General features: G+C 70.9%; 24 protein-coding genes. 15 read left to right on the forward strand and 9 right to left on the reverse strand.

Annotated features, from left to right (window positions below):
- Window positions 1-76: 76 nt before the first annotated feature.
- Window positions 77-967, reverse strand: a complete 891-nt coding sequence (locus HNR57_RS18080) for a LysR family transcriptional regulator (RefSeq protein WP_184561043.1) — start codon at window positions 965-967, stop codon at window positions 77-79.
- Between the two features lie 153 nt (window positions 968-1,120).
- Here HNR57_RS18080 and HNR57_RS18085 point away from each other — a divergent pair, with 153 nt between their 5' ends.
- The 3 genes from HNR57_RS18085 (at window position 1,121) to HNR57_RS18095 (ending at window position 3,416) form a co-directional block, all read left to right on the forward strand.
- Window positions 1,121-1,306 carry a hypothetical protein gene (locus HNR57_RS18085; RefSeq protein ID WP_184561044.1) on the forward strand — a complete coding sequence of 62 codons (186 nt, stop codon included), beginning with the start codon at window positions 1,121-1,123 and terminating at the stop codon, window positions 1,304-1,306.
- On the forward strand, window positions 1,303-1,944 hold the full coding sequence (locus tag HNR57_RS18090; RefSeq protein ID WP_184561045.1) for a hemerythrin domain-containing protein: 642 nt from the start codon (window positions 1,303-1,305) through the stop codon (window positions 1,942-1,944). The genes HNR57_RS18085 and HNR57_RS18090 overlap by 4 nt, the downstream gene beginning before the upstream one ends.
- A gap of 242 nt (window positions 1,945-2,186) precedes the next feature.
- A complete protein-coding gene (locus HNR57_RS18095; protein WP_184561046.1) occupies window positions 2,187-3,416 on the forward strand; it encodes a serine hydrolase domain-containing protein in 1,230 nt (409 codons plus the stop codon).
- A gap of 386 nt (window positions 3,417-3,802) precedes the next feature.
- Here the strand turns inward: HNR57_RS18095 and HNR57_RS18100 are convergent, their stop codons facing one another.
- The 3 genes from HNR57_RS18100 to HNR57_RS18110 form a co-directional block, all read right to left on the reverse strand.
- Window positions 3,803-4,132, reverse strand: coding sequence for a hypothetical protein (locus HNR57_RS18100; protein WP_062929070.1), 330 nt, complete (start codon window positions 4,130-4,132; stop codon window positions 3,803-3,805).
- Window positions 4,133-4,590: 458 nt separating this feature from the next.
- Window positions 4,591-4,905, reverse strand: coding sequence for a hypothetical protein (locus tag HNR57_RS18105; RefSeq protein WP_184561047.1), 315 nt, complete (start codon window positions 4,903-4,905; stop codon window positions 4,591-4,593).
- Window positions 4,906-5,337: 432 nt separating this feature from the next.
- Window positions 5,338-5,919, reverse strand: a complete 582-nt coding sequence (locus HNR57_RS18110) for a CGNR zinc finger domain-containing protein (RefSeq protein ID WP_184561048.1) — start codon at window positions 5,917-5,919, stop codon at window positions 5,338-5,340.
- A gap of 86 nt (window positions 5,920-6,005) precedes the next feature.
- On the opposite strand from HNR57_RS18110, the gene HNR57_RS18115 reads away from it, so the two are divergent.
- Window positions 6,006-6,896 (forward strand): alpha/beta fold hydrolase, encoded by an 891-nt coding sequence (locus tag HNR57_RS18115; protein ID WP_184561049.1) that lies wholly within the window; start codon window positions 6,006-6,008, stop codon window positions 6,894-6,896.
- A 49-nt stretch (window positions 6,897-6,945) separates the two neighbouring features.
- Here HNR57_RS18115 and HNR57_RS18120 read toward each other — a convergent pair whose 3' ends face one another.
- Window positions 6,946-7,446, reverse strand: a complete 501-nt coding sequence (locus tag HNR57_RS18120) for an HAD domain-containing protein (protein WP_184561050.1) — start codon at window positions 7,444-7,446, stop codon at window positions 6,946-6,948.
- A gap of 123 nt (window positions 7,447-7,569) precedes the next feature.
- Between HNR57_RS18120 and HNR57_RS18125 the strand changes: the two genes are divergently transcribed.
- The 3 genes from HNR57_RS18125 to HNR57_RS18135 all read left to right on the forward strand — a co-directional run bounded on the left by HNR57_RS18125 (window position 7,570) and on the right by HNR57_RS18135 (window position 9,913).
- Complete coding sequence (locus HNR57_RS18125) at window positions 7,570-8,208, forward strand: DinB family protein (RefSeq protein WP_376772263.1); 639 nt, start codon at window positions 7,570-7,572, stop codon at window positions 8,206-8,208.
- Between the two features lie 145 nt (window positions 8,209-8,353).
- Entirely contained in the window at window positions 8,354-8,761 is a 408-nt protein-coding gene (locus HNR57_RS18130; RefSeq protein ID WP_184561051.1) for a YciI family protein, read from the forward strand.
- Window positions 8,762-8,767: 6 nt separating this feature from the next.
- Window positions 8,768-9,913 carry an RNA polymerase sigma factor gene (locus HNR57_RS18135; RefSeq protein ID WP_184561052.1) on the forward strand — a complete coding sequence of 382 codons (1,146 nt, stop codon included), beginning with the start codon at window positions 8,768-8,770 and terminating at the stop codon, window positions 9,911-9,913.
- 12 nt (window positions 9,914-9,925) lie between these two features.
- On the opposite strand, the gene HNR57_RS18140 is transcribed toward HNR57_RS18135, so the two are convergent.
- The 3 genes from HNR57_RS18140 to phoU all read right to left on the reverse strand — a co-directional run bounded on the left by HNR57_RS18140 (window position 9,926) and on the right by phoU (window position 11,332).
- On the reverse strand, window positions 9,926-10,177 hold the full coding sequence (locus HNR57_RS18140; RefSeq protein ID WP_102909218.1) for an SCO4226 family nickel-binding protein: 252 nt from the start codon (window positions 10,175-10,177) through the stop codon (window positions 9,926-9,928).
- 170 nt (window positions 10,178-10,347) lie between these two features.
- Window positions 10,348-10,506 (reverse strand): hypothetical protein, encoded by a 159-nt coding sequence (locus HNR57_RS18145; protein ID WP_184561053.1) that lies wholly within the window; start codon window positions 10,504-10,506, stop codon window positions 10,348-10,350.
- Window positions 10,507-10,630: 124 nt separating this feature from the next.
- Window positions 10,631-11,332: a phosphate signaling complex protein PhoU gene (phoU, locus tag HNR57_RS18150; RefSeq protein WP_184561054.1), complete on the reverse strand. Its 702-nt coding sequence runs from the start codon at window positions 11,330-11,332 to the stop codon at window positions 10,631-10,633.
- Window positions 11,333-11,578: 246 nt separating this feature from the next.
- Here phoU and phoR point away from each other — a divergent pair, with 246 nt between their 5' ends.
- Both phoR and phoP read left to right on the forward strand, forming a co-directional pair.
- Entirely contained in the window at window positions 11,579-12,871 is a 1,293-nt protein-coding gene (gene phoR / locus HNR57_RS18155; RefSeq protein WP_184561055.1) for a two-component system sensor histidine kinase PhoR, read from the forward strand.
- A 5-nt stretch (window positions 12,872-12,876) separates the two neighbouring features.
- Entirely contained in the window at window positions 12,877-13,548 is a 672-nt protein-coding gene (gene phoP, locus HNR57_RS18160; RefSeq protein WP_020271862.1) for a two-component system response regulator PhoP, read from the forward strand.
- A 73-nt stretch (window positions 13,549-13,621) separates the two neighbouring features.
- On the opposite strand, the gene HNR57_RS18165 is transcribed toward phoP, so the two are convergent.
- Window positions 13,622-14,293, reverse strand: a complete 672-nt coding sequence (locus HNR57_RS18165; protein WP_184561056.1) for a copper chaperone PCu(A)C domain-containing protein — start codon at window positions 14,291-14,293, stop codon at window positions 13,622-13,624.
- Between the two features lie 582 nt (window positions 14,294-14,875).
- Between HNR57_RS18165 and HNR57_RS18170 the strand changes: the two genes are divergently transcribed.
- From HNR57_RS18170 to HNR57_RS18195, 6 genes are all read left to right on the forward strand, one after another.
- Entirely contained in the window at window positions 14,876-15,358 is a 483-nt protein-coding gene (locus HNR57_RS18170; protein WP_003953493.1) for a CarD family transcriptional regulator, read from the forward strand.
- Window positions 15,359-15,649: 291 nt separating this feature from the next.
- Window positions 15,650-16,414, forward strand: coding sequence for a 2-C-methyl-D-erythritol 4-phosphate cytidylyltransferase (gene ispD / locus HNR57_RS18175; protein WP_184561057.1), 765 nt, complete (start codon window positions 15,650-15,652; stop codon window positions 16,412-16,414).
- Window positions 16,404-16,898, forward strand: coding sequence for a 2-C-methyl-D-erythritol 2,4-cyclodiphosphate synthase (gene ispF / locus HNR57_RS18180; protein WP_062927607.1), 495 nt, complete (start codon window positions 16,404-16,406; stop codon window positions 16,896-16,898). Before ispD ends, ispF begins: the two co-directional genes overlap by 11 nt.
- 99 nt (window positions 16,899-16,997) lie before the next feature.
- Window positions 16,998-18,392 (forward strand): cysteine--tRNA ligase, encoded by a 1,395-nt coding sequence (gene cysS, locus HNR57_RS18185; protein ID WP_184561058.1) that lies wholly within the window; start codon window positions 16,998-17,000, stop codon window positions 18,390-18,392.
- Between the two features lie 116 nt (window positions 18,393-18,508).
- Window positions 18,509-19,450: a 23S rRNA (guanosine(2251)-2'-O)-methyltransferase RlmB gene (gene rlmB / locus HNR57_RS18190; RefSeq protein ID WP_184561059.1), complete on the forward strand. Its 942-nt coding sequence runs from the start codon at window positions 18,509-18,511 to the stop codon at window positions 19,448-19,450.
- A 128-nt stretch (window positions 19,451-19,578) separates the two neighbouring features.
- On the forward strand, window positions 19,579-21,273 hold the full coding sequence (locus tag HNR57_RS18195; RefSeq protein WP_184561060.1) for a DoxX family protein: 1,695 nt from the start codon (window positions 19,579-19,581) through the stop codon (window positions 21,271-21,273).
- The last annotated feature ends 123 nt before the right edge of the window (window positions 21,274-21,396 follow it).

Below are 21,396 nucleotides of genomic sequence, written 5' to 3' on the forward strand. Positions count from 1 at the left end.
AGGCGGCCCCGGCGTCACGCGCCCGCGACCCTGCGCGCTGGCGGAATTCGGACCTCGCTCCTCTGTACCCGGCCATTCACAGACGAGACATACCGAGGCTGCGCACCACCTCCGCGAAGGCGCGAATGAGGTCGTTCTCGGTCTCGCTGCGCCACACCAGGGCGTACGGCAGGGCCGGCATGTCGGGGAGCGGCAGCCACCGGATGTGGGACATGGCCCAGTACTTGGTGACGTGGGCAGGGAACGTGTGGACGATCTCGCCGGTGCCGACGAGATTGATCAGGGCGTCGGGGGTGGTGACGGTGTCGACGCGTTCGATGGATCTGCCTTGGGGGGTCTGGAAGGGCAGGTACGCGTCCTCCCAGTAGTCCAGCATCTGGGGGGCCGTGGCATGCGGGAAGTCGGCGACCGCCTCCAGCGATACGGAGGATCGTTCCGCCAACTCGTGGTCGCTGGAGACGGCGAGCACGCGCGGGTCGCGGAACAGGATCGGGCCCACGGTGAGGTCGGGTTCCTCCACGGGCAGCCAGGCGACCAGGACGTCCATCTCCCCGGCGCGGAGCCGGCCGAACGGATCGACGTAGGGGGCTTGGCGCACCTGAAGCTGCCATTGGGGGTGGCGAGTCCGGAAGACTCGCCAATGGGGGTGCAGATCAGGCAGGTTGAAGGGCATCATGCCGATGCGCAGCGTGGCGGTGACGCCCTGAGCTGCGAGCCGGGCCCGTTCCAAGCTCGCCAGCAGATTCGCGTACACCGGCTTCAGATCGTCTCGCAGGAGTTGGCCCAGCGGTGTCAATCGGATGTCGCGACGGCTGGAGCGGTCGAACAGCTCGCCGCCGAGGCGGCGTTCCTGCTGCTTGATCGCCTGACTCACACGCGCCTGACTCACGCGCAGCCGCGCGGCGGTACGCCCGAAGTGCAGTTCCTCTGTGAGCGTCAGAAAGATCTCGATGTCCCGTACTTCCACGATGCCCCCCGCGTCCTCACGTTCCCCGACATAACCCTCCGGTTATCGGGGCCATTCCAGATCCGGCATTGATCACGTCCACCGCCCCGAGGGAGCCTTGAAGCCACCGGAGAGCGACGCGCCGAACGGCGCCTGCTCACAGGAGATTTCACCATGCAGACACGTATGAAGGACCTGGCTGTCGTGCTCCCAACCGGCAAGGCGCCCTTCTTCACCGACGCCGAGCGGGCGACGATGCGTCTGGCGGAAGCGGTCACCCGCCCCGCGGGCACCACCTGGGGGCTGAGCTGGCCGACGGGACACGGGCGCGGTCACGAGCAAGGAACGAGGACACGATGAACGACCGGCTCGACATGACCGTGATGTACGCGATGCACCACGCGCTTCGGCGCGACCTCCAGCACGTCGCCCGCATCACCTCGCGCGCCGATCGCCACCCGGGCGAGGCCCTGCGTGCCGCCGCGGGCTGGGACCTTCTCAAGGTGGCTCTGCATGTCCACCACCGCGCCGAGGACGACGTCCTGTGGCCGGCCTTGCGCGGCAACCTCACCGGGAGGCCCGACGACCTCGCCCTCCTGGAGGCGATGGAGGCCGAGCACGCGGCCCTCGATCCGCTGGTCGAAGCGCTCGACAAGGCCCTGGCGGACCCGGGAACGACGCCTAACCTGGTCGGCGACCTCGCGGACTCCCTGGTCACGGGCCTGACCGGGCACCTCGCGCACGAGGAGGAAGCAGCGCTTCCGCTCGTCCAAGAGGTCGTCACGCCGGTGCAGTGGGCCCACTTCGGCCAGGTCCACGCCCAGCGGATCGGCCCCGACGCGCCCCGGCTCCTGCCCTGGCTCCTGGACGACGCCGACGAGAGGACGATCACGAAGGTGCTGGCCCCCCTGCCCGGGCCTGCACGCCATGCCTACGAGCACCAGTGGCGGCCGGCCTACACGGCGCTCGCCCCGTGGGCCGGAACCCCTGTGGCCTGACCCGGCCCTGTGGAACATCAGCACCGCCCAGGCGGCGGACGCGAACTCGGCGGGTTCTGTCCCATCCAGCGCTGACTCGCGGATGTTCTCCCGCTCGGTCTCCCTTTGTCTCCGCCATCGCGGCCAGAACGCCGACAGCAGCTTCCCGGGGCCGGTGGGGTCGTAGATGCCGGGCAAGGGACCGGCGGCGCCACGCCGGGGCGGGTCTTGAAGATCGAACACTGTACGCAAGGAGATTCATCATGAGACAAAGCAACAGCGGCTTCTCCGAAGCAGGGCTGCGCAGGATGCGCGACGTGCTGGCGCGGTATGTCGAGTCCGGGAAGATTCCGGGGCTGGTCGCGCTGGTCAGCCGGGGCGAGGGGACGCACGCCGAAGCGCTCGGGACGATGCGCCACGACGGCGGCCCGCCGATGCGCCGGGACACGATCTTCCGGATGGCCTCGACGTCCAAGCCGGTCGGGATGTCGGCGGCGATGATCCTTCTCGACGAGTGCAGGCTGCGGCTGGACGACCTGGTGGATCCGTGGCTGCCCGAACTCGCCGACCGTCAGGTGCTGAAGCGGATCGACGGCCCGCTGGACGACACCGTGCCAGCGCGGCGGCCCATCACCGTACGGGACGTGCTGACCTCCACGTTCGGGCTCGGCATGGATATGACGTCGCTGGGAACTCCGATCATGAACGCGGTCTTCGAGCAAGGGCTCACGCCCAATCTGCCGACGCCGATGCCCGAGCCGGACGAGTGGATGCGCCGCCTCGGCGCGCTGCCGCTGATGCACCAGCCCGGAGAGCGCTGGCAGTACCACATCGCCAGCGATCTCCTCGGCGTGCTCGTCGCCAGGGTCACCGGCCAGTCGTACGAGACGTTCCTGCGCGAACGCATCTTCGACCCCCTGGGCATGAAGGACACCGGTTTCCACGTGCCCGCCGACAAGATCGACCGGCTGCCGCCCCTCTACGCCCCCGACCCGCAGAGCGGAGAGTTCCACGTGTGGGACGAGGCCAAGGGCGGCCGCCACAGCCAGCCTCCGGCGTTCCAGGGCGGCGGCGGCGGACTGAACTCCACCGCCGACGACTACCACGCCTACTTCCGAATGCTGCTCAATGGCGGGATGCACGGGACCGAGCGGATCCTGTCCCGGGCCGCCGTCAACCTGATGACCACCAACCGCCTCGCGCCCGAGCAGCAAGCCGCCCGACACGCCATGGCCGTCAACAACGTCCATGTGTCCTTCGGTCAAGGGCAGCACGGCGGCTGGGGCTTCGGGATGGCGGTGCGCACCTACCGCGGCGACTACGCGCCCGTCGGCCAGTTCGGCTGGGACGGCGGAAGCGGCACCTCGACCTACGCCGACCCGGAAAACCAGATCACCGGAATCCTGCTCACCCAGGTCGGGACGTCCGTCCCGGACCCGGCGCGGCTCTTCCACGATTTCTGGACCACGGTCTACCAGGCGATCGACGACTGACACCGAGCCGGCGTCCCGGTCCCGGTAGACCCGAGGGTGAGAGATTCCCTTGGGCGACCCCGACCTTCAGCAAGGACGCGGTAGGCCGGGAAGACGCCAGAGATGCTTTGGAGCTCGCCGAAGCGCTGCTCGACTACACCTGCGTCTTCACCGCCAAGTATGCAGAGTTTCAAATGCGTCGATCGACGACCCCAGGCGGCAGCCCCGCTGGCAGCCCTTGAAGATCTCCACCGTCTGATGGGCGTGCATGACATCCCCGGCTGACATCAACGACGCCGGACGGTGGCCTACATCAGCGCCCTTGTCCGGCCGTCGCACCAGTCCGCAACAGCACCCGAAGCAGGCTCGGACCGAACTCCTAAAGCGGTGCTCAGCCTCTACACCGCTCAGGACGAGGACGTGAAGCCAGTGGACTGGTCGAGGTGGAACGATGAGCCCGGAACCGTCGGAGTCCAACCCTCACGCAAGGCAAGCCGAACAGCCGCGGCTACACCGGACGGCAGTACCGGCTCAGCCTCGCGGCCGACCCAGTTGCTCGGATGCGGCTGGTCGGTGATGACCACGAGCGTCGACTCCGGAGTGTTCGCATGCTCCACCGCGAACGTACACGGCGACCAGGCCAGGCCCTGGCAGTACGTCGGCCGGCCCCTCAGCCGCCAGCGGTAGACCGTGCCGTCGACAACGATCCGTCGCGATCCCTTGCCGACCAGTGCCATGACTCCCCCTTCAACAGCGAAGATGCTAGCGAGCCCGGCCCCACCGGCCGTCTCAGTTTCCGTCTCATTCAGCGCCGTTCATGGCCGTTCAGGCGGGACCCCGGAGCCGTCCCCACACTGGCGGCCGACCGCTCATGTACGCAGGTGAACGCCCCCGCACAAGCCCAGCCCCCCCACCAACACAGTTGGAAAGCGTGTTGGTGGGGCACCGTAGCGACTGGTCCTGTTTCAGCTGCTCGTCGCCGATCCCCGACGCTCTGGCCCCACGCCACGCCAATCGATCCACGGCGCTTCCACCTGCGCCGGGTCGATCTCCAGCCCGGCGCGGCCTGAGAAGCACGCGGCCCTGAAGAGGGCGAAGGCGGGACCGGCTGTGTTCGTCTGCGCTGATGGCGGCAGGCCATTGCGCATCTCGGCGCCCGCATCGAAGCACCGGCCGCGTGCCTGAGCGGGTGGGTTCAGAAGATCGGCGTCTGCGCTTCGATATCGGTGAGTCCTTCCTCCATGGTCAGCGACGGCAGCACGCGGACGCGGTTCCATTGGGGGAGGCGAGACTCCGTCAGCAAGCGGTCGACGTTCTCTACCTTGTCGGACTGTACGACCACGACAATCGTGTGTTCACGGTTGACGAAGGGGCCGGCCACGATCTCGACGCCTGCCTTCTGGGCGAGGTTCGGGATATCAGGGGCGGTCTGCAGCATCAGGTCGCGCGTTGTCGCGTTAGAGGTCGGACAGACCTCCGGGGTGTGGGTCGCGATCAGGACGAAATGCATCTCGAGGTTCCCTTCCACTCGAGGGCCCTTGATCTCAGCCTAAGCCGCCCCGAGGTGCTCCGCGATCGGCGATCCCGGCTCCGGCAGGCGGAGGGAGGGTTCACGCCCAGAGGTTCCGTATCGGGGATCGCATGGGTTTGTTCGAGGCACTGCGTAACGCGGTAAGCCGACGCTCATAACGGTGCTGGCTGGGCCGTCCCTGGGCCGTCCGAGGCCGCTCGGCAGTGGCCAACGACGACCAACGACGACCACTCAGGCACCCGGGAACGCCGCCCGGACCAGCGAGAACCCAGCTCCCCGAGATCACCGACAAGACCCAGGGCAAGAAGAAGTAAGCAGCGCTGAAGAAGCCCCCTGCCTGCGGGTTCTCCGCCGGCGGGGGGCTTGTTGCTGCGGCGGGGCCGACTCTTGGAGCGTTCCCTTGCATCCGCCTCAGGAAGCGTCGGCCGCGCTGCGCCGCCGGTAGTGGCGGGCCACGCGGGTTCTGTTGCCGCAGCGGGTGGGGGAGCACCAGCGGCGGCGGGGGTGTGACGGAAGGAAGACCAGGACGCAGTCGTCGGCCTCGCACTCCTTGAGTCCGCCGATCGCGGGGGCGCTGAGCACCTCGGCCGCGGCCTCGGCCAGCAGGGCGGCGATGCGGATGCCGAGGGGGCCGTCACGGCGGGAGACGGCCGTGACGGCGGTGCCGTTCCAGGCGAGTTCGCGTACGGGGGGTGCCGCGCGCTGGGCGTCGGTGAGCCCGCGCAGGGCGGACGCGGGGGGTTCGGCCCGGTCCAGCAACGCCCGGACGGCGGCTTCGGCGTGTGCTCGGACGGCGTGGACCGGGTCGAGGTCGGCCCGGGTCGGCGCGCTGTCCCGGACCTCCCCCTGGAGGCGGTCCCGCTCCAGGGCCAGCCAGTCGGACAACTGTCGCGGGGTGGCGAGCAGATCCACGCGCCCGTGTGCCCCCGTCGGGCGGGTGTTGACCAGGTCCAAGGCCAGGGGCTCACCGGTCAGCGGTGCACTGTCAGCCATGTCCTAATGCTACATCGCGCAGTTGACGCGTTAGTAGGGGCGAGGCTATGACTAATGCATCTTCACGCCGAGGAGGCATGTGATCCATGTCCGTGACACCGTCCCGCATCCCTGTTCCTGCCCGGACCGTCCACCGGTTCGTCGAGGTCGGTCAGGTGGAGGTCTTCTACCGGGAGTCCCTGCCCGAACGTCCTGACGCCCCGGTGGTGCTGCTCCTGCACGGCTTTCCCTCCGCCTCGCACCAGTTCCGCCGCCTCATGGACTCTCTCGGCCGCCACTACCGGCTCATCGCCCCCGACTACCCGGGGTTCGGGCACACCCGCGTCCCGGACGGGTTCGTCTACTCCTTCGACCGGCTCGCGGACGTGGTGGAGCGCTTCACCGAACGCCTGGCCCTGACCCGCTTCGCGATGTACCTCTTCGACTTCGGCGCACCCGTCGGCTTCCGCCTGGCGCTCCGGCGCCCGGACCGTGTCGCGGGCCTGATCGTGCAGAACGGCAACGCGTACGCCGAGGGACTGTCGGACGCGGCCCGGGAGTTCACCGCCCTCACCCCCGACACCCCCGGCGCGGAGCAGGCAGTCCTCGACCTGTTCACCCTGGACTCCACCCGAGCCCAGTACGAGCTGGGCACCACCGACCCCGAGATGATCGCCCCCGAAGGCTGGCTGCTCGACCAGCACTTCCTCGACCTGCCCGGCCGCAAGGACGCCCAGCGCGCGCTCGCCTACGACTACAAGAGCAACATCGCCGCCTACCCCGACTGGCAGGCGTGGCTGCGCAAGCACAGGCCGCCGGCGCTCATCACCTGGGGCAGCCGGGACCCGTTCTTCCCGGAACCCGGTGCGCGTGCCTACCTGGCCGACCTGCCGGACGCCGAACTGCACCTCTTCGACACCGGTCACTTCGCCCTGGAGGACCACCTGCCCGACATCGCCCCGCTGATCGCCGACTTCCTCAACCGGACCTGGGCCTGACCGGCCCGTCCGCACGCGCCTGACGCTCAGCCGGGACCGCTCGCGGTGCTCATCCCGGCATGACGGGACGAAGCCACCCGGCGAGTGCGGAGAAGTCGGCGTCCACGAGGCCCCTGGCCGGGTCGACACGATGCAGCAGCGCCGGCCCGGGATGACTCGCCTCCACCCACAGGTGGTCCATGGCGGCGATCTCGTCGTCGACCCAGATGAACGGCCGGCCGTCGGCCCACTCGACGAGGCGGCCGGTCTTCCAGTGCAGGCCGTGCGGGCCCTGGCCGGCGGAGGGGGCCGGCCACTCGACCACGGGCAGTCTCGGCAGTCCGACGAGGGGGGAGACGACTTCGTTCGCCTCCTCCATCCAGGTCGTCGCCCAGACGAGCTGACAGCCCAGGGCCATGAGGCGCGAACCGAGTTCGGGGTCGAGCCGCTCCAGCAGTGGGTTTCCCTGACCGGCCGCAGCGGGGTGGGGGTGACCGGACGATGACCCGAACGGGATGAGCGGGCCGTCGACGTCGAGGCAGAGGAGAGGGCGCTCCGTCGCGCTGGTCACGGCAGCACGATGACCCCGCGTGCGGTGAAAGCGGCCTCGTCGTTATCGGGCCGCCGCCCCTCCGCCCCGCCCGCCGCCCGATATTCGGTGGCGCCCCCACCCCACCCGGTCCACCATGCCCGCATGGTCTCAGGCGAACACACCGGCGAACGAGCGACATCCACCGCGTCTGCAACCTCGGACACGACGCGGTGGACGAAGGCGACGATCTACCCCGACATGTGGGTCGACCCCGACGACGACCCTCGTGAGACCGACGCCCAGCCCGTCGACGAGCGCGGCATCCTCCTCGACTACCTGCGCAACTACCGCCTCACGTTCGAGATGAAGTGCGCGGGACTCAACGCCGAGCAGATGGCCCGGCGTTCCGTCCCGCCGTCCACGATGTCCCTGCTCGGGCTGGTGCGGCACCTGACCGAGGACGAGCGGCACCTCCGGCGGGTGATGGCCGGCGAGGACGCGCCGAAGCTGTACCGCACGGAGGAGGACCGGGACGGTGACTTCAACGGTGCCGTCGCCGACCAGGCGGTCGTGGACGAGGCCTGGCGGGCGTGGCGTGCCGAGATCGAGCGCACCGACCACTTCCTGGCCGGCGTCACCGACCTCGCCACCCGCAACGCCGGCTTCTCCGACTACGGCCCCGAACCGGGCGGACAGGTCCAGCTCCGCGACATCCTGGTCGCACAGATCGCGGAGTACGCACGGCACTGCGGCCACGCCGACCTCCTGCGCGAACGGATCGACGGCCGCGTCGGGCAGTGAGCACCGGCCCGCAGACAAAGTGAGCACCGGCCCACAAAAAATCGGCGGCAAAAACTTCGGCGGTGATGTCGAGAACCCGTGCCCCGCTCCGTCCCCGGGGTGAAGGCGGCCAAGATGGGTCGCACCGGCACCGAGGAGAGTCACCATGGCCAAGTACCTGCTCCTGAAGCACTACCGCGGCGCCCCGGCAGCGGTCAACGACGTGCCCATGGACCAGTGGACGCCCGAGGAGATCTCGGCCCACCTGCAGTACATGAACGACTTCGCGGCCCGGCTGGAGCAGACCGGCGAGTTCGTCGACGGTCAGGCGCTCGCCCCGGAAGGGGCTTGGGTCCGCTACGACGGTGAGGGACGCCCGCCGGTCACCGACGGCCCGTTCGCCGAGACCAAGGACCTCATCGCCGGCTGGATGATCATCGACGTCGACGGCTACGAGCGTGCGGTCGAGCTGGCCGGTGAGCTGTCGGCCGCCCCCGGGGCGGGCGGCAAGCCGATCCACGAGTGGCTGGAGGTGCGCCCCTTCCTGGCCGCCCATCCCACCGTCACGGAGTGACCACCGATGGACGAGGCCCTCGTCAGAAGCCTCACACCCGGCGTGCTCACGATCCTCGTCCGCCGCGGAGCCGACTTCGCGGCGGCCGAGGACGCCGTGCAGGACGCGCTGATCGAGGCGGTCCGCGTCTGGCCGTCCGGCCTGCCCCGGGACCCGAAGGGCTGGCTGGTCACCGTCGCCTGGCGCAAGTTCCTCGACCAGGCGCGGGCGGACAGCGCCCGCCGCCGGCGTGAGGACCTCGTCGAGGAGGAGCCGCCGCCCGGGCCCGCGCCCGGCGCGGACGACACGCTCCAGCTCTACTTCCTGTGCGCCCACCCCTCGCTGACGCCGTCGTCGGCGGTCGCGCTCACGCTGCGCGCCGTCGGCGGGCTCACCACCCGGCAGATCGCCCGGGCCTACCTCGTGCCCGAGGCGACGATGGCCCAGCGCATCAGCCGGGCCAAGCGCACCGTCTCCGGCGTGCGGTTCGACCAGCCCGGCGACGTCGCGACCGTGCTGCGCGTGCTCTACCTGGTCTTCAACGAGGGCTACTCCGGCGACGTCGACCTCGCCGCCGAGGCCATCCGGCTCACCCGGCAGCTCGCGGCCGCGATCGACCACCCCGAGGTGGCGGGGCTGCTCGCCCTGATGCTGCTCCATCACGCGCGGCGGGCGTCCCGGACCGGGCCCGACGGCAGCCTGGTGCCGCTCGCCGAGCAGGACCGCGGCCGGTGGGACACACGGATGATCGCCGAGGGCGTCGGGATCCTGCAGGCGGCTCTGGCCCGCGACCGGCTGGGCGAGTTCCAGGCCCAGGCCGCCGTCGCGGCACTGCACGCCGACGCGCCCACCGCCGGGGAGACCGACTGGGTGCAGATCGTCGAGTGGTACGACGAACTGACGCGCCTGACCGACAGTCCGGTCGTCCGGCTCAACCGCGCGGTGGCCGTCGGCGAGGCCGACGGACCGCGCGCCGGACTCGCGGCGCTCGCGGCACTGGACGACTCACTGCCCCGGTACGCCGCGGTGGCGGCCTACCTCCACGAGCGCGACGGTGACCCGGAAACGGCGGCCCGCCTGTACGCCGAGGCGGCCCGCAAAGCGCCCAACCTCGCCGAACGCGACTACCTGACCCGGCAGGCTGCCCGCCTCAACGCCGGCCGGCGCCGCTGACGGTGCGGCGGGTCACCGCACCGTCAGCGGCACGGGGTGCACCTCGTCCGCCTTGTGCCCGGCGCGCTCGTGAATGCGCTGGACCGCTTCGGCCGAGGGTGCCTCGGAGAGGCAGTAGACATGGCCGGACTCCGGGTCCGCCCAGGCCATCTCGAAGTGGACCTGCTCGTCCTTCTCTATCGCGAGGTCCGCGTTGTGGGCTTCACGCAACTGTTCCTCCGTGATGCCCTTCATGCCGCTGTGGACATCCATGAACTTGGGCATGCCTCACGCCTCCTTCCGGGCAACGGCGACGCCAACGGCGCCGGCCCCTGCCGCCGTGCCTCCCTCCCATGCTCCGCCCGTACGGCCACCCGGGCGACCCCAGGCGCCACGCGCAGGGCCCCGGCGACACCGCCGGGGCCCTGGAGGACGTACGCAACACCGCGTCGGCGTCAGCCGCACTGGCAGGGGCTGCCCGACTGGCACCCGCAGCCACAGCCCGAGCCGCAGCCGCACGCGGCGATCAGGGGCAGGCTCCTGATCTCGGCGGGCTGCTCGGTCTCGCGCTGCCGGGCGGGGTCGGGCGTCGTGCTGGTGGGGGATTCGGCCATGGGTCCCTCCTCGGGGCTGGTGCCTGTGCCCATTGGATGCCCGTGACGCTGGGCGCATCAACGGCGCATTGAGGCGCCCGCGCGCCCGGCCCCGATCCCCGGCCCCCGCCCCCGGCACAACCCGTCAGGCGCTCTCCGCCCCCGGGACCGCCTGGATCTCCGGCTGCGTGTCCGCCTGGAGCTCGTCCGCGTGCTCGCCCGTCACCAGGTACACCACGCGCTTGGCGACCGAGACCGCGTGGTCGGCGAACCGCTCGTAGTAGCGGCCGAGCAGCGTGACGTCCACGGCCGTCTCGATGCCGTGCTTCCAGCGGTCGTCCATCAGGTGCTGGAAGAGCGTGCGGTGCAGCAGGTCCATCTCGTCGTCGTCCTGCTCCAGCTGGAGCGCCAGGTCGACGTCCTTGGTGATGATCACCTCGGCGGCCTTCGCCATCAGGCGCTGCGCGAGCTGGCCCATCTCCAGGATGGTGGCGTGCAGGTCGCTCGGGACCGCACGGTCGGGGTAGCGCAGCCGGGCGAGCTTCGCCACGTGCTGGGCGAGGTCGCCCGAGCGCTCCAGGTCGGCCGACATCCGCAGCGACGTGACGACGATCCGCAGGTCCGTCGCCACCGGCTGCTGCCGCGCCAGCAGGGCTATGGCCCGTGCCTCCAGCTCGTGCTGGAGTTCGTCGACCCGCTGGTCGGCCTCGATGACGTTCTCGGCCAGCTTCAGGTCGGAGTCGAGCATGGCGGTCGTGGCGCGCCCGATCGCCGACCCGACCAGCCGGGCCATCTCCACCAGACCGTCGCCGATCGAGTCCAGTTCCTCGTGGTACGCGTCCCGCATCAGGCTTTCCCTCTCGTGCGTCTCAGTCGGGGGTCCAAGGGCCGGGGCCCACCGGACAACCGGCGGTACGACCGTCGTATTACCAACGGTCCGAACCCCACGCTCCCACGTTCCGGCCCTTACGCGTCCGTTTCCGTCATCCCAAATGAACCAATACTGGCTCCAAGGTGAACTCTGGGCGACGAGTGTTCGAGCTCGCAGTCCGACGGCTGTGGAGGGTGCCCGAGCCATGCCTAACCTGGGTGCATGGACGTGAACGCGGCGGTTGCCGCAGTGGCAGCGATCGCCGGGGTGCTCACCGGCGTCATCGCCATGCTCGCGTTCCGCTGGAGCGAGCGCGAGCAGAACCGCCCCACCCGGAGCTCCCTGCACACGGACGCGGTCCTCCCGCCGGGCGTTGACACGGTCCTGTCGGTCCTCAGGTCGTCCGCCGTCGTCCTCGACGAGGCGGACGCCGTGGTCAAGGCCAGCTCGGCGGCGTACGCCCTCGGCCTGGTCCGCGGCGGCAAGCTGGCCGTCGAGCCGATGCTGCAGATGGCCCGGGACACCCGGCGGGACGGCGAGATACGCCAGGTCGAACTGGACCTGCCGCGGCGCGGCACCGGACGCGGAGAGGCCCTGGCCGTGTCCGCGCGGGTCGCGCCGCTCGGCTCCCGGCTGGTGCTGCTCCTCGTGGAGGACCTGACCGAGGCCCGCCGCATCGAGGCCGTCCGGCGGGACTTCGTCGCCAACGTGAGCCACGAGCTGAAGACGCCGGTCGGTGCCCTTTCGCTGCTCTCCGAGGCCGTGATGGACGCGTCGGACGACCCCGAGGCCGTCGAGCGGTTCGCCGGGCGCATGCAGATCGAGGCGACCCGGCTCACCAGCCTGGTGCAGGAGCTCATCGACCTCTCGCGGGTGCAGAACGACGACCCGCTGGAGGACGCCGAGCCGGTCCGCGTCGACGAGCTCGTCGCCGAGGCCATAGACCGCTGCCGGCACCAGGCCGGGGCCAAACAGATCACCATGGCCGCGGGCGGTGCCGCCGACCTGCGGGTCTGGGGAAACCGCGGCCAGCTCGCCGCCGCCCTCGGCAACCTCGTCGAGAACGCGGTCAACTACTCGCCCGCCCGCACGCGCGTCGGCATAGCGGCCCGCAGTGTGAACGCGCCCGGCGGGGACCACATCGAGATCGCCGTCACCGACCAGGGCATCGGCATCTCCGACAAGGACAAGGAGCGCATCTTCGAGCGCTTCTACCGCGTCGACCCGGCCCGCTCCCGTGCCACCGGCGGTACGGGACTGGGGCTGGCGATCGTGAAGCACGTGGCCGCCTCGCACGGCGGGGAGGTCACGGTGTGGAGCGCCGAAGGCCAGGGTTCCACCTTCACCCTGCGGCTGCCGGAGGCCGGTGCGGCCCGCGACCGCGCACATCAGCAGCCCGCCCGAGAGACACGCGCAGGAGGCGCGGGCCTCGACGAGGAGGCCGGGCGGTCCACCCCTCATTCCCCCGAATCGAACGCGTACGAAACGCTTCCCGCCCCGGAGGTCCTTCCGTGACCCGTGTGCTCGTCGTCGAGGACGAGGAGTCCTTCTCCGACGCCCTGTCGTACATGCTCCGCAAGGAGGGCTTCGAGGTCGCGGTCGCGACCACCGGGCCCGACGGACTCGACGAGTTCGAGCGCAACGGCGCCGACCTCGTCCTCCTCGACCTTATGCTGCCCGGCCTGCCGGGCACCGAGGTCTGCCGCCAGCTGCGCGGCCGTTCCAACGTCCCCGTCATCATGGTGACCGCCAAGGACAGCGAGATCGACAAGGTCGTCGGGCTGGAGATAGGAGCCGACGACTACGTCACCAAGCCGTTCTCCTCGCGCGAGCTGGTCGCCCGCATCCGCGCCGTGCTGCGCCGCAGGGGCGAGCCCGAGGAGGTCACGCCGGCGGCCCTGGAGGCCGGCCCGGTCCGTATGGACGTCGACCGGCACGTGGTCACCGTCGGCGGCACCAAGATCGACCTGCCGCTGAAGGAGTTCGACCTGCTGGAGATGCTGCTGCGCAACGCCGGCCGCGTGCTGACGCGCATGCAGCTGATCGACCGGGTCTGGGGCGCCGACTACGTCGGTGACACCAAGACCCTCGACGTCCACGTCAAGCGCCTGCGCGCCAAGATCGAGCCGGACCCGGGCGCTCCGCGCTACCTGGTGACGGTCCGCGGCCTCGGCTACAAGTTCGAGCCGTAGACCGGCCGCGCACGACGGCGAAACGAAGGCGGGGCCTCTCCCAGGAGAGGCCCCGCCTTCGTTTCGCGACTGTTCAGTGCCCGGCGCCCGCGCTGGCCGAGGCCGCGTCGGTGGGCGTGCCGGACGCTTCGTGGCCACCCGGCGTCTCACCGCCCGCGGGGCTCTCCGGGGCCCCCGACTCACCCGCGGCGGGCGAACCGGACGGGGAGGACGAGGCACCCGGCGCGGCCGGAACCTCGGTCGGGCCCCACTCCTTGAAGTAGTGCTCGGCGGGGACGACGAACGCGCGCAGGCTCACGGCACCCGTCTTGCTGAAGGTGAAGGTGACCTTCTGGGCGTTGCCGTCCTGCACGGCCTCACGGCTGCTCGGCAGCATCGCCGTTGCGTTGTTCTGGCCGCCCAGGATCAGCGAGCCGCCGGGCGGGATGCTGAGGCTGCCGCCCTTGGCCGGCTTGAGCTGGGCGGTCTTGCCGGTGCCCGGGAGGGTGATGGACTCCAGCGTCTCGGCGGTACGGCCGGAGTTGAAGAAGGTCGCGGAGATCGCGGCCGGGCCGGTCGACTCGAGGTCGGGCTGCGTGATCACGACCGCGTTCTGGATCTTGATGTCGCCGACGCTCGTGGCAGCGTTGTCCGGCTTGATCTCCAGGGTCTGGGCGTTGGAGCCGGCGCCGCACGCGGCGAGCGAGGCGATCGAGAACGCGGTGACGGCGGCGGCGAGGGCACCGCGTCGAAGGCTGCTGCTCACGGCGGCGGCAACTCCTTGACTCGAGCGGAGCGGCCGATAAAGCCGCCCTAAGTGTCTGTCAGCGGGCCTTAGGTTACCGAGCCGCCCTCGTCCGGCCGCACCCGACCCCCCGTCACCGCCGAGTCCACCTGAGTCACACAGGACTGCCGCGCCGCATTGGCGCGTTGCTCGTCCGGCATTCACATAAGAACCCCGGGCAGTAGCACGGATTTTCCGTGAAGGAATGCGCGAGGCACCTCGGAATTGATCACCGGTGACCCGTCCGGGCACCTCGTGATCAATTCCGGATTCGACCGGAACCCGGCTCGGGCCGCCGAACGGAGTAGCGGAAGTCGATCATACGGAACCGGACATATGGGGATGTTCGCCCTTCTGGAGGATGCTCCGGATGCGTGTAACGTACGCGTTTCACTCGCCCCGAAGAGCCGCTCCCACCTGCGAATACCTTCTTCCGCTCCCTGTCCGAAGCACGTTCCTGTTGGACTTGTCAAGCCCCGAGATATGCCCTGACCTGCGAAAACGCCATTCAGAACCCGCAGTTTCCGTGTTACCCTGGATAGCCACGGAAGGGGTACCTGTCACATGACGTTCAAGGTTGGCGACACCGTGGTCTATCCCCATCACGGGGCCGCGCTGATCGAGGCCATCGAAACTCGCCAGATCAAAGGCGTGGACAAGACCTACTTGGTGCTGAAGGTCGCCCAGGGCGACCTGACGGTACGTGTGCCAGCGGACAATGCGGAGTTCGTCGGCGTGCGTGATGTGGTCGGTCAGGACGGGCTGGACCGGGTCTTCGAGGTGCTGCGCGCGCCGTACGCCGAGGAGCCCACGAACTGGTCCCGTCGATACAAGGCAAACCTGGAGAAGCTCGCCTCGGGCGATGTCATCAAGGTCGCGGAAGTGGTGCGTGACCTGTGGCGTCGTGAGCGCGAGCGTGGACTCTCCGCCGGTGAGAAGCGCATGCTCGCCAAGGCACGCCAGATCCTGGTGAGCGAGCTGGCCCTCGCGGAGAACACCAACGAGGACAAGGCCGAAGCCCTGCTCGACGAGGTTCTCGCCTCCTGAGGCGAAGCCGGTCGTTCAGCGCTCCGCGCACCGAGCGCGCGCCTGCACATCGAAATGCCGCGGTGCCCGATGACGAATTCCCTGTCGCCGGGCGCTGCGGCATGTTCATACTCCGACGCCGATGCGCCACCGCCCCGGGATGTGTTATCACTCACGCCCCGGTGTTTGGCGTGCCGGGCCCGGGCAGCCGGCTCGACCAGCGTCACGGAAGGGTCCGGTCGAGCGCGTCGCGCCCGGCACTCCTCCAGGCCATACCCACGCCAGGCCAGCACACAAACCTGACAGGAACCGATGTCTGACGATTCGCGTCCCTCGCCGTCCGCCGGCCCCTCGGCGGCCCGTACGGCGGCCGTGATCCCGGCCGCCGGCCGCGGTGTCCGGCTCGGCCCGGGCGCCCCCAAGGCGCTGCGCGCGCTGAACGGCACGCCCATGCTGATCCACGCGGTCCGCGCGATGGCCGCCTCCCGCGCCGTCTCCCTGGTCGTCGTCGTTGCCCCGCCCGACGGCGCCGCCGAGGTCAGGTCCCTGCTCGACGCGCACGCGCTGCCCGAGCGGACGGACTTCCTCGTCGTCCCGGGCGGGCAGAGCCGCCAGGAGTCGGTGAAGCTCGGCCTGGACGCGCTGCCGCCCGGCCACGACATCGTGCTGGTCCACGACGCGGCCCGGCCGCTGGTGCCGGTGGACACGGTCGACGCCGTGATCGAGGCCGTACGCGACGGCGCACCGGCCGTGGTCCCGGCGCTGCCGCTGGCCGACACCGTCAAGCAGGTCGAGCCCGCCGGCACCCCCGGCGAGCCGGAGCCGGTCGTCGCCACCCCGGAGCGCGCCCTGCTGCGGGCGGTGCAGACCCCGCAGGGCTTCGACCGGGCCACGCTGGTCCGGGCGCACGAGACGGTCACCGGCGAGGTCACCGACGACGCCGGCATGGTCGAGCAGCTCGGCCTCACGGTCGTGGCCGTCCCCGGTCACGAGGAGGCGTTCAAGGTCACCCGCCCCCTGGACCTGGTCCTCGCCGAGGCGGTCCTGGCCCGCAGGAGGCTCAACGATGGCTTCTGACCAGCCCGTGCTGCCCCAGGTCGGCATCGGCACCGACATCCACGCCTTCGAGGAGGGCCGCGAGCTGTGGTGCGCGGGCCTGAAGTGGGAGGGGGAGGGCCCGGGCCTGGCCGGCCACTCCGACGCGGACGTCGTCGCCCACGCCGCCTGCAACGCCCTCTTCTCCGCCGCCGGCCTCGGTGACCTGGGGCAGCACTTCGGCACGGGCCGCCCCGAGTGGTCGGGCGCCTCCGGGGTCACCCTCCTGACGGAGGCCGCGCGCATCGTGCGCGAGGCGGGCTTCCGGATCGGCAACATCGCCGTACAGGTGGTGGGCCCCCGCCCGAAGATCGGCAAGCGCCGGGACGAGGCGCAGAAACTCCTGTCCGAGGCGGCCGGAGCCCCGGTGTCGGTGTCGGGCGCGACGACGGACGGCCTCGGCTTCCCCGGCCGGGACGAAGGGCTGATGGCGGTGGCCACGGCGCTGGTGGTGCGCGCGGGCTGAGGACAAGCCTGCGGGGCGTACCCGTTGCCAATGTCACGAATGTGTCCGCCCCGAGGGGAAGGTCCTGAGGCACCCCCCGGGGCCCACTACCCTGGAGTGGTGACTATTCGCCTGTACGACACCAGCGCCCGGCAGATCCGTGACTTCTCCCCGCTCCAGCCGGGTTGCGTCTCGATCTACCTGTGTGGTGCCACCGTGCAGGCCGCCCCGCACATCGGGCACATCCGCTCCGGGCTGAACTTCGACATCATGCGCCGCTGGTTCGAGTACCGCGGCTACGACGTCACGTTCGTGCGGAACGTGACGGACATCGACGACAAGATCATCGCCAAGTCGGCCGGCCAGAACCGTCCTTGGTGGGCCATCGGCTACGAGAACGAGCGCGCGTTCAACGACGGTTACCACGCGCTCGGCTGCCTGCCCCCGACCTACGAGCCGCGTGCCACCGGCCACATCACCGAGATGGTCGAGATGATGCGCGGCCTCATCGAGCGCGGGCACGCCTACGTCGCGGACGGCAGCGTCTACTTCGACGTCCGCTCCTTCCCGGAGTACCTGGCGCTGTCCAACCAGGACATCGACGACCTGCGTCAGCCCGACGAGGGCGTCTCGGGCAAGCGCGACCCGCGCGACTTCGCCATGTGGAAGGCCACCAAGCCCGGGGAGCCCGACTGGGAGACGCCCTGGGGCCGCGGCCGTCCCGGCTGGCACCTGGAGTGCTCGGCGATGGCGCACAAGTACCTCGGGACCGCCTTCGACATCCACGGCGGCGGCCTGGACCTGGTCTTCCCGCACCACGAGAACGAGATCGCCCAGGCCAAGGCCTACGGCGACGAGTTCGCGCGGTACTGGGTGCACAACGCCTGGGTCACCATGAGCGGCGAGAAGATGTCCAAGTCGCTCGGCAACTCCGTCCTGGTCAGTGAGATGGTCAAGCGCTGGCGGCCCATCGTGCTGCGCTACTACCTCGGCACCCCGCACTACCGCTCGATGATCGAGTACAGCGAGGAGGCGCTGCGCGAGGCCGAGTCGGCGTTCGCGCGGATCGAGGGCTTCGTGCAGCGCGTGGTCGAGAAGGCCGGCGTCGTCGAGCCCGCCCCCGAGGTGCCGCTCGCCTTCGCCGAGGCCATGGACGACGACCTGGGCGTGCCGCAGGCGCTCGCCGTGGTGCACACCACTGTCCGGCAGGGCAACAGTGCCCTGGCGGCCGACGACAAGGAAGCAGCCGTGGCCCGGCTCGCCGAGGTGCGCGCGATGCTCGGCGTGCTCGGCCTCGACCCGCTGGACCCCCAGTGGGCCGGGGAGGGCGACCGTGGCGAGGACCTGCACGGCGTGGTCGACACGCTCGTCCGCATGGTGCTGGACCAGCGTGAGGCCGCCCGGGCCCGCAAGGACTGGCCCACCGCGGACGCCATCCGCGACCAGCTGAGCCAGTCCGGCCTGGTCATCGAGGACAGCCCGCAGGGGCCGCGATGGAGCCTCGGCCCGCGCTGAGACGAGCCCCACGGGGCGCTCGATGTGCCGCCCGGGCCTCCGGGCGGCACACTGCACAGACGTAAGAGCCGTACACAGACGTACGTACGCATCACTTCACGGAGACAGGTAGCTCAATGGCCGCGAACAACCGCCGCATGTCCGGCAAGAAGGGCGCGCAGGTCGGCAGTGGCGGCCAGCGGCGCCGGGGCCTGGAAGGCAAGGGCCCCACCCCGCCCGCCGAGATGCGCAAGGGGCACAAGAAGAACCGCGTCGCCAATGCCAAGGCGAAGCAGGCCGTGCGCCGGCCCACCGTGCGCGGCCGTGGCGGCAAGGGCACGTCCGAGCTGGTCGTCGGGCGCAACCCGGTTCTGGAGGCGCTGCGCGAGGGCGTCCCGGCGTCCACGCTCTACGTCCAGCAGTTCATCGACAACGACGAGCGGGTGCGCGAGGCCCTCCAGGTCGCCGCCGAGCGCGGCGGGATCAACCTCATGGAGGCCCCGCGTCCCGAGCTGGACCGGATGACCAACGGTCTCAACCACCAGGGCCTGGTCCTCCAGGTCCCGCCGTACGAGTACGCCCACCCCGAGGACCTGGCGTCCGCCGCCTACGACGAGGGTGTGGACCCGCTGATCGTCGCCCTCGACGGCGTCACCGACCCGCGCAACCTCGGCGCGGTCGTCCGCTCCGTCTCCGCCTTCGGCGGTCACGGCGTGGTCGTCCCCGAGCGCCGCGCGGCCGGTATGACGGCCGGTGCCTGGAAGACGTCCGCCGGTACGGCGGCCCGCACCCCGGTCGCCCGCGCCACCAACCTCACCCGGGCCCTGGAGGCGTACAAGAAGGCCGGCATCACGGTCGTCGGCCTGGCCGCCGATGGCGAGGCCGAGCTCGGTGAGCTTCCGGCGCTGGACGGCCCGGTCGTCATCGTCGTCGGCAGTGAGGGCAAGGGGCTGTCCCGGCTCGTCGGGGAGACCTGTGACGTGCGGGTGCGGATCCCGATGCCGGGCGGCGCCGAGTCGCTCAACGCCGGTGTGGCGGCGGGGATCGTGCTGTACGAGGCGGCCCGCCGACGCCACTGAACAGGCGTCCGGAACTTCACCCGTAACGGGATATTCCGGTGTCATCGGGGCGACGAGGACAAGCTTGACGGGGTCCGGACAGATCCGGGGGGTCAAAGCAGTGTCCTAACGCGACGTCACTCGGTTAGATGAGTGTGGACACCAGAACACCCCGCACACCCACGGGGGACCGCTCGTCGGGACTCGACGACGCTCCCGCGCTGAGCATGGTGAAGGTGCCGAGCGACCCGGCGCAGGTCATCGTCAATCACGCGAGTTTCCGCGTGCAGTTGGGCGTCTCGACGCGTCGCGTCCAGTCCCCCCGGGTCGCACGGCACCTGACCGCCACCGAGGACACCGCCCGTATCCCCCAGGTGGGGGGCGGGGCGGACGGGGCCACCGCCCGCCGCCGGCCCGTCGTCTGGAGCGGCAGATCCGCTCCCGACGACACCGGGGCGCACCGGCTCCTGCAGGCCGTGCGGCACGAGAGTGTCCGCCACGCCGACGAGTCCGGCTCCGACACCGGGGCCACCCAGGTCATCTCCCGTGTGGGCCCGGGCTACGACGACCCCGGGTACCAGGGCGCGGGCTACGGCGGCGCCGGCTACGAGGACGACCTCGCCCAGACCGTCGAGACCCCGGTCGTCGGCCCCCAGCGCACCCGCGAACCCGCCGACGGCACCCGGCTGCTGCCGCCCATGCGGACCGCCGGCAGCGCCTACGACGAACCGGCGTACGGCGAACCCGCCTACGAGGACGACGATTTCGAGGAGTCCGCCCCCGGCGCGGACGGCACCGGGCGCCGGGCCAAGCGGCACGGCGACGACCCGGCCCGGCACGCCTACTACCCGGGCCGCCGGATGAACCTCGCCGTCGTCCTGCTGCCGCTGCGTGTCTTCCTCGGCTTCATCTCCATCTACGCCGGCATGGGCAAGCTGTGCGACCCCGTCTACTTCGAAGGCGGCAAGCGTGGCTCCATGGTCAAGTGGCTCAACACGCTGCACCCGTGGGAAGTCGCCGAGCCGCTGCGCCAGTTCGCCCTGGAGCACCCGGTCGGCGCCGGCCTGGTCATCGCCTTCGCCCAGGTCATCGTCGGTGTCCTGACGGTGCTGGGCTGCTGGCAGCGCGTCGCCGCCTGCCTGGGCGCCCTGCTGTCGGCCGCGCTGCTGGTCACCGTCAGCTGGAAGAGCGTCCCCGCCTACGAGACGCCCGACATCATCTATCTCGCCGCCTGGTCGCCGCTGATCATCGCCGGCGCCCCCGTCTACTCCGTCGACGGCCGTCTGGCCGGCAGTGCCTGGCGCCGTCTCGGCCCCCGCGCCGACATCTGGGACCTGCGCCGCTACGTGCTGCGCCGCGGCGCCCTCGTCACCGCCATCGCCACCGGCGTCACCCTGCTCGTCGGCTCGCTGCTCGGCGGTGCCGTCCGCGACGCCGACCGGGTCGTCGTCCCGGGGCCCGGCGAGGCCCCGCGCAACGAGCTGCCCGGCTCCCCGCTGCCGGGTGAGCCCGGCAAGCGCAAGGAGAAGCGGACCCCGTCGGCCTCCTCCTCACCCACCCAGGGCGCCACGGCCGGTTCCGCGAGCCCGAGCGCGGGCACCACGACCCGGCCGGACGCCACCCGCGACACCGGCACCGTCACCGGCGGCTCGCCCAGCCAGACCCAGGGCACCGTCGGCCAGGCCCCGCCTCAGCAGTCCTCCCCGGCCGACCAGGCCCCGAGCACCACGACCGGCCCCACCTCCGGTGGCGGCACGGCAACGGGCGGCACGGGCTCGACCGGCGGCACGGGCGGCGGCTCCTCCACGGGCCGCCCGGGCTTGGTGGGCGGCCTGCTGGGCTGACCCCCGACCAGCACGACAGAAGGCCCCGCACCGTCAGGTGCGGGGCCTTTTCACGCGTAGAGGCCAGATGTCCCTCGGGGGCGCGGGGAACTGCGCGAGCAGCCACGGCGGGCCCGCGGCCGA

The sequence above is a fragment of the Streptomyces paradoxus genome (assembly GCF_014202475.1).
Taxonomy (GTDB): domain Bacteria; phylum Actinomycetota; class Actinomycetes; order Streptomycetales; family Streptomycetaceae; genus Streptomyces; species Streptomyces paradoxus.

Coding starts and splice junctions, on each gene's coding strand:
- HNR57_RS18085 (WP_184561044.1), top strand. CDS start 1,121: ATGCAGACACGTATGAAGGACCTGGCTGTCGTGCTCCCAACCGGCAAG.
- HNR57_RS18090 (WP_184561045.1), top strand. CDS start 1,303: ATGAACGACCGGCTCGACATGACCGTGATGTACGCGATGCACCACGCG.
- HNR57_RS18095 (WP_184561046.1), top strand. CDS start 2,187: ATGAGACAAAGCAACAGCGGCTTCTCCGAAGCAGGGCTGCGCAGGATG.
- HNR57_RS18100 (WP_062929070.1), bottom strand. CDS start 4,132: ATGGCACTGGTCGGCAAGGGATCGCGACGGATCGTTGTCGACGGCACG.
- HNR57_RS18105 (WP_184561047.1), bottom strand. CDS start 4,905: ATGCATTTCGTCCTGATCGCGACCCACACCCCGGAGGTCTGTCCGACC.
- HNR57_RS18110 (WP_184561048.1), bottom strand. CDS start 5,919: ATGGCTGACAGTGCACCGCTGACCGGTGAGCCCCTGGCCTTGGACCTG.
- HNR57_RS18115 (WP_184561049.1), top strand. CDS start 6,006: ATGTCCGTGACACCGTCCCGCATCCCTGTTCCTGCCCGGACCGTCCAC.
- HNR57_RS18125 (WP_376772263.1), top strand. CDS start 7,570: ATGGTCTCAGGCGAACACACCGGCGAACGAGCGACATCCACCGCGTCT.
- HNR57_RS18130 (WP_184561051.1), top strand. CDS start 8,354: ATGGCCAAGTACCTGCTCCTGAAGCACTACCGCGGCGCCCCGGCAGCG.
- HNR57_RS18135 (WP_184561052.1), top strand. CDS start 8,768: ATGGACGAGGCCCTCGTCAGAAGCCTCACACCCGGCGTGCTCACGATC.
- HNR57_RS18140 (WP_102909218.1), bottom strand. CDS start 10,177: ATGCCCAAGTTCATGGATGTCCACAGCGGCATGAAGGGCATCACGGAG.
- HNR57_RS18145 (WP_184561053.1), bottom strand. CDS start 10,506: ATGGCCGAATCCCCCACCAGCACGACGCCCGACCCCGCCCGGCAGCGC.
- phoU (WP_184561054.1), bottom strand. CDS start 11,332: ATGCGGGACGCGTACCACGAGGAACTGGACTCGATCGGCGACGGTCTG.
- phoR (WP_184561055.1), top strand. CDS start 11,579: ATGGACGTGAACGCGGCGGTTGCCGCAGTGGCAGCGATCGCCGGGGTG.
- HNR57_RS18170 (WP_003953493.1), top strand. CDS start 14,876: ATGACGTTCAAGGTTGGCGACACCGTGGTCTATCCCCATCACGGGGCC.
- ispD (WP_184561057.1), top strand. CDS start 15,650: ATGTCTGACGATTCGCGTCCCTCGCCGTCCGCCGGCCCCTCGGCGGCC.
- ispF (WP_062927607.1), top strand. CDS start 16,404: ATGGCTTCTGACCAGCCCGTGCTGCCCCAGGTCGGCATCGGCACCGAC.
- rlmB (WP_184561059.1), top strand. CDS start 18,509: ATGGCCGCGAACAACCGCCGCATGTCCGGCAAGAAGGGCGCGCAGGTC.
- HNR57_RS18195 (WP_184561060.1), top strand. CDS start 19,579: ATGAGTGTGGACACCAGAACACCCCGCACACCCACGGGGGACCGCTCG.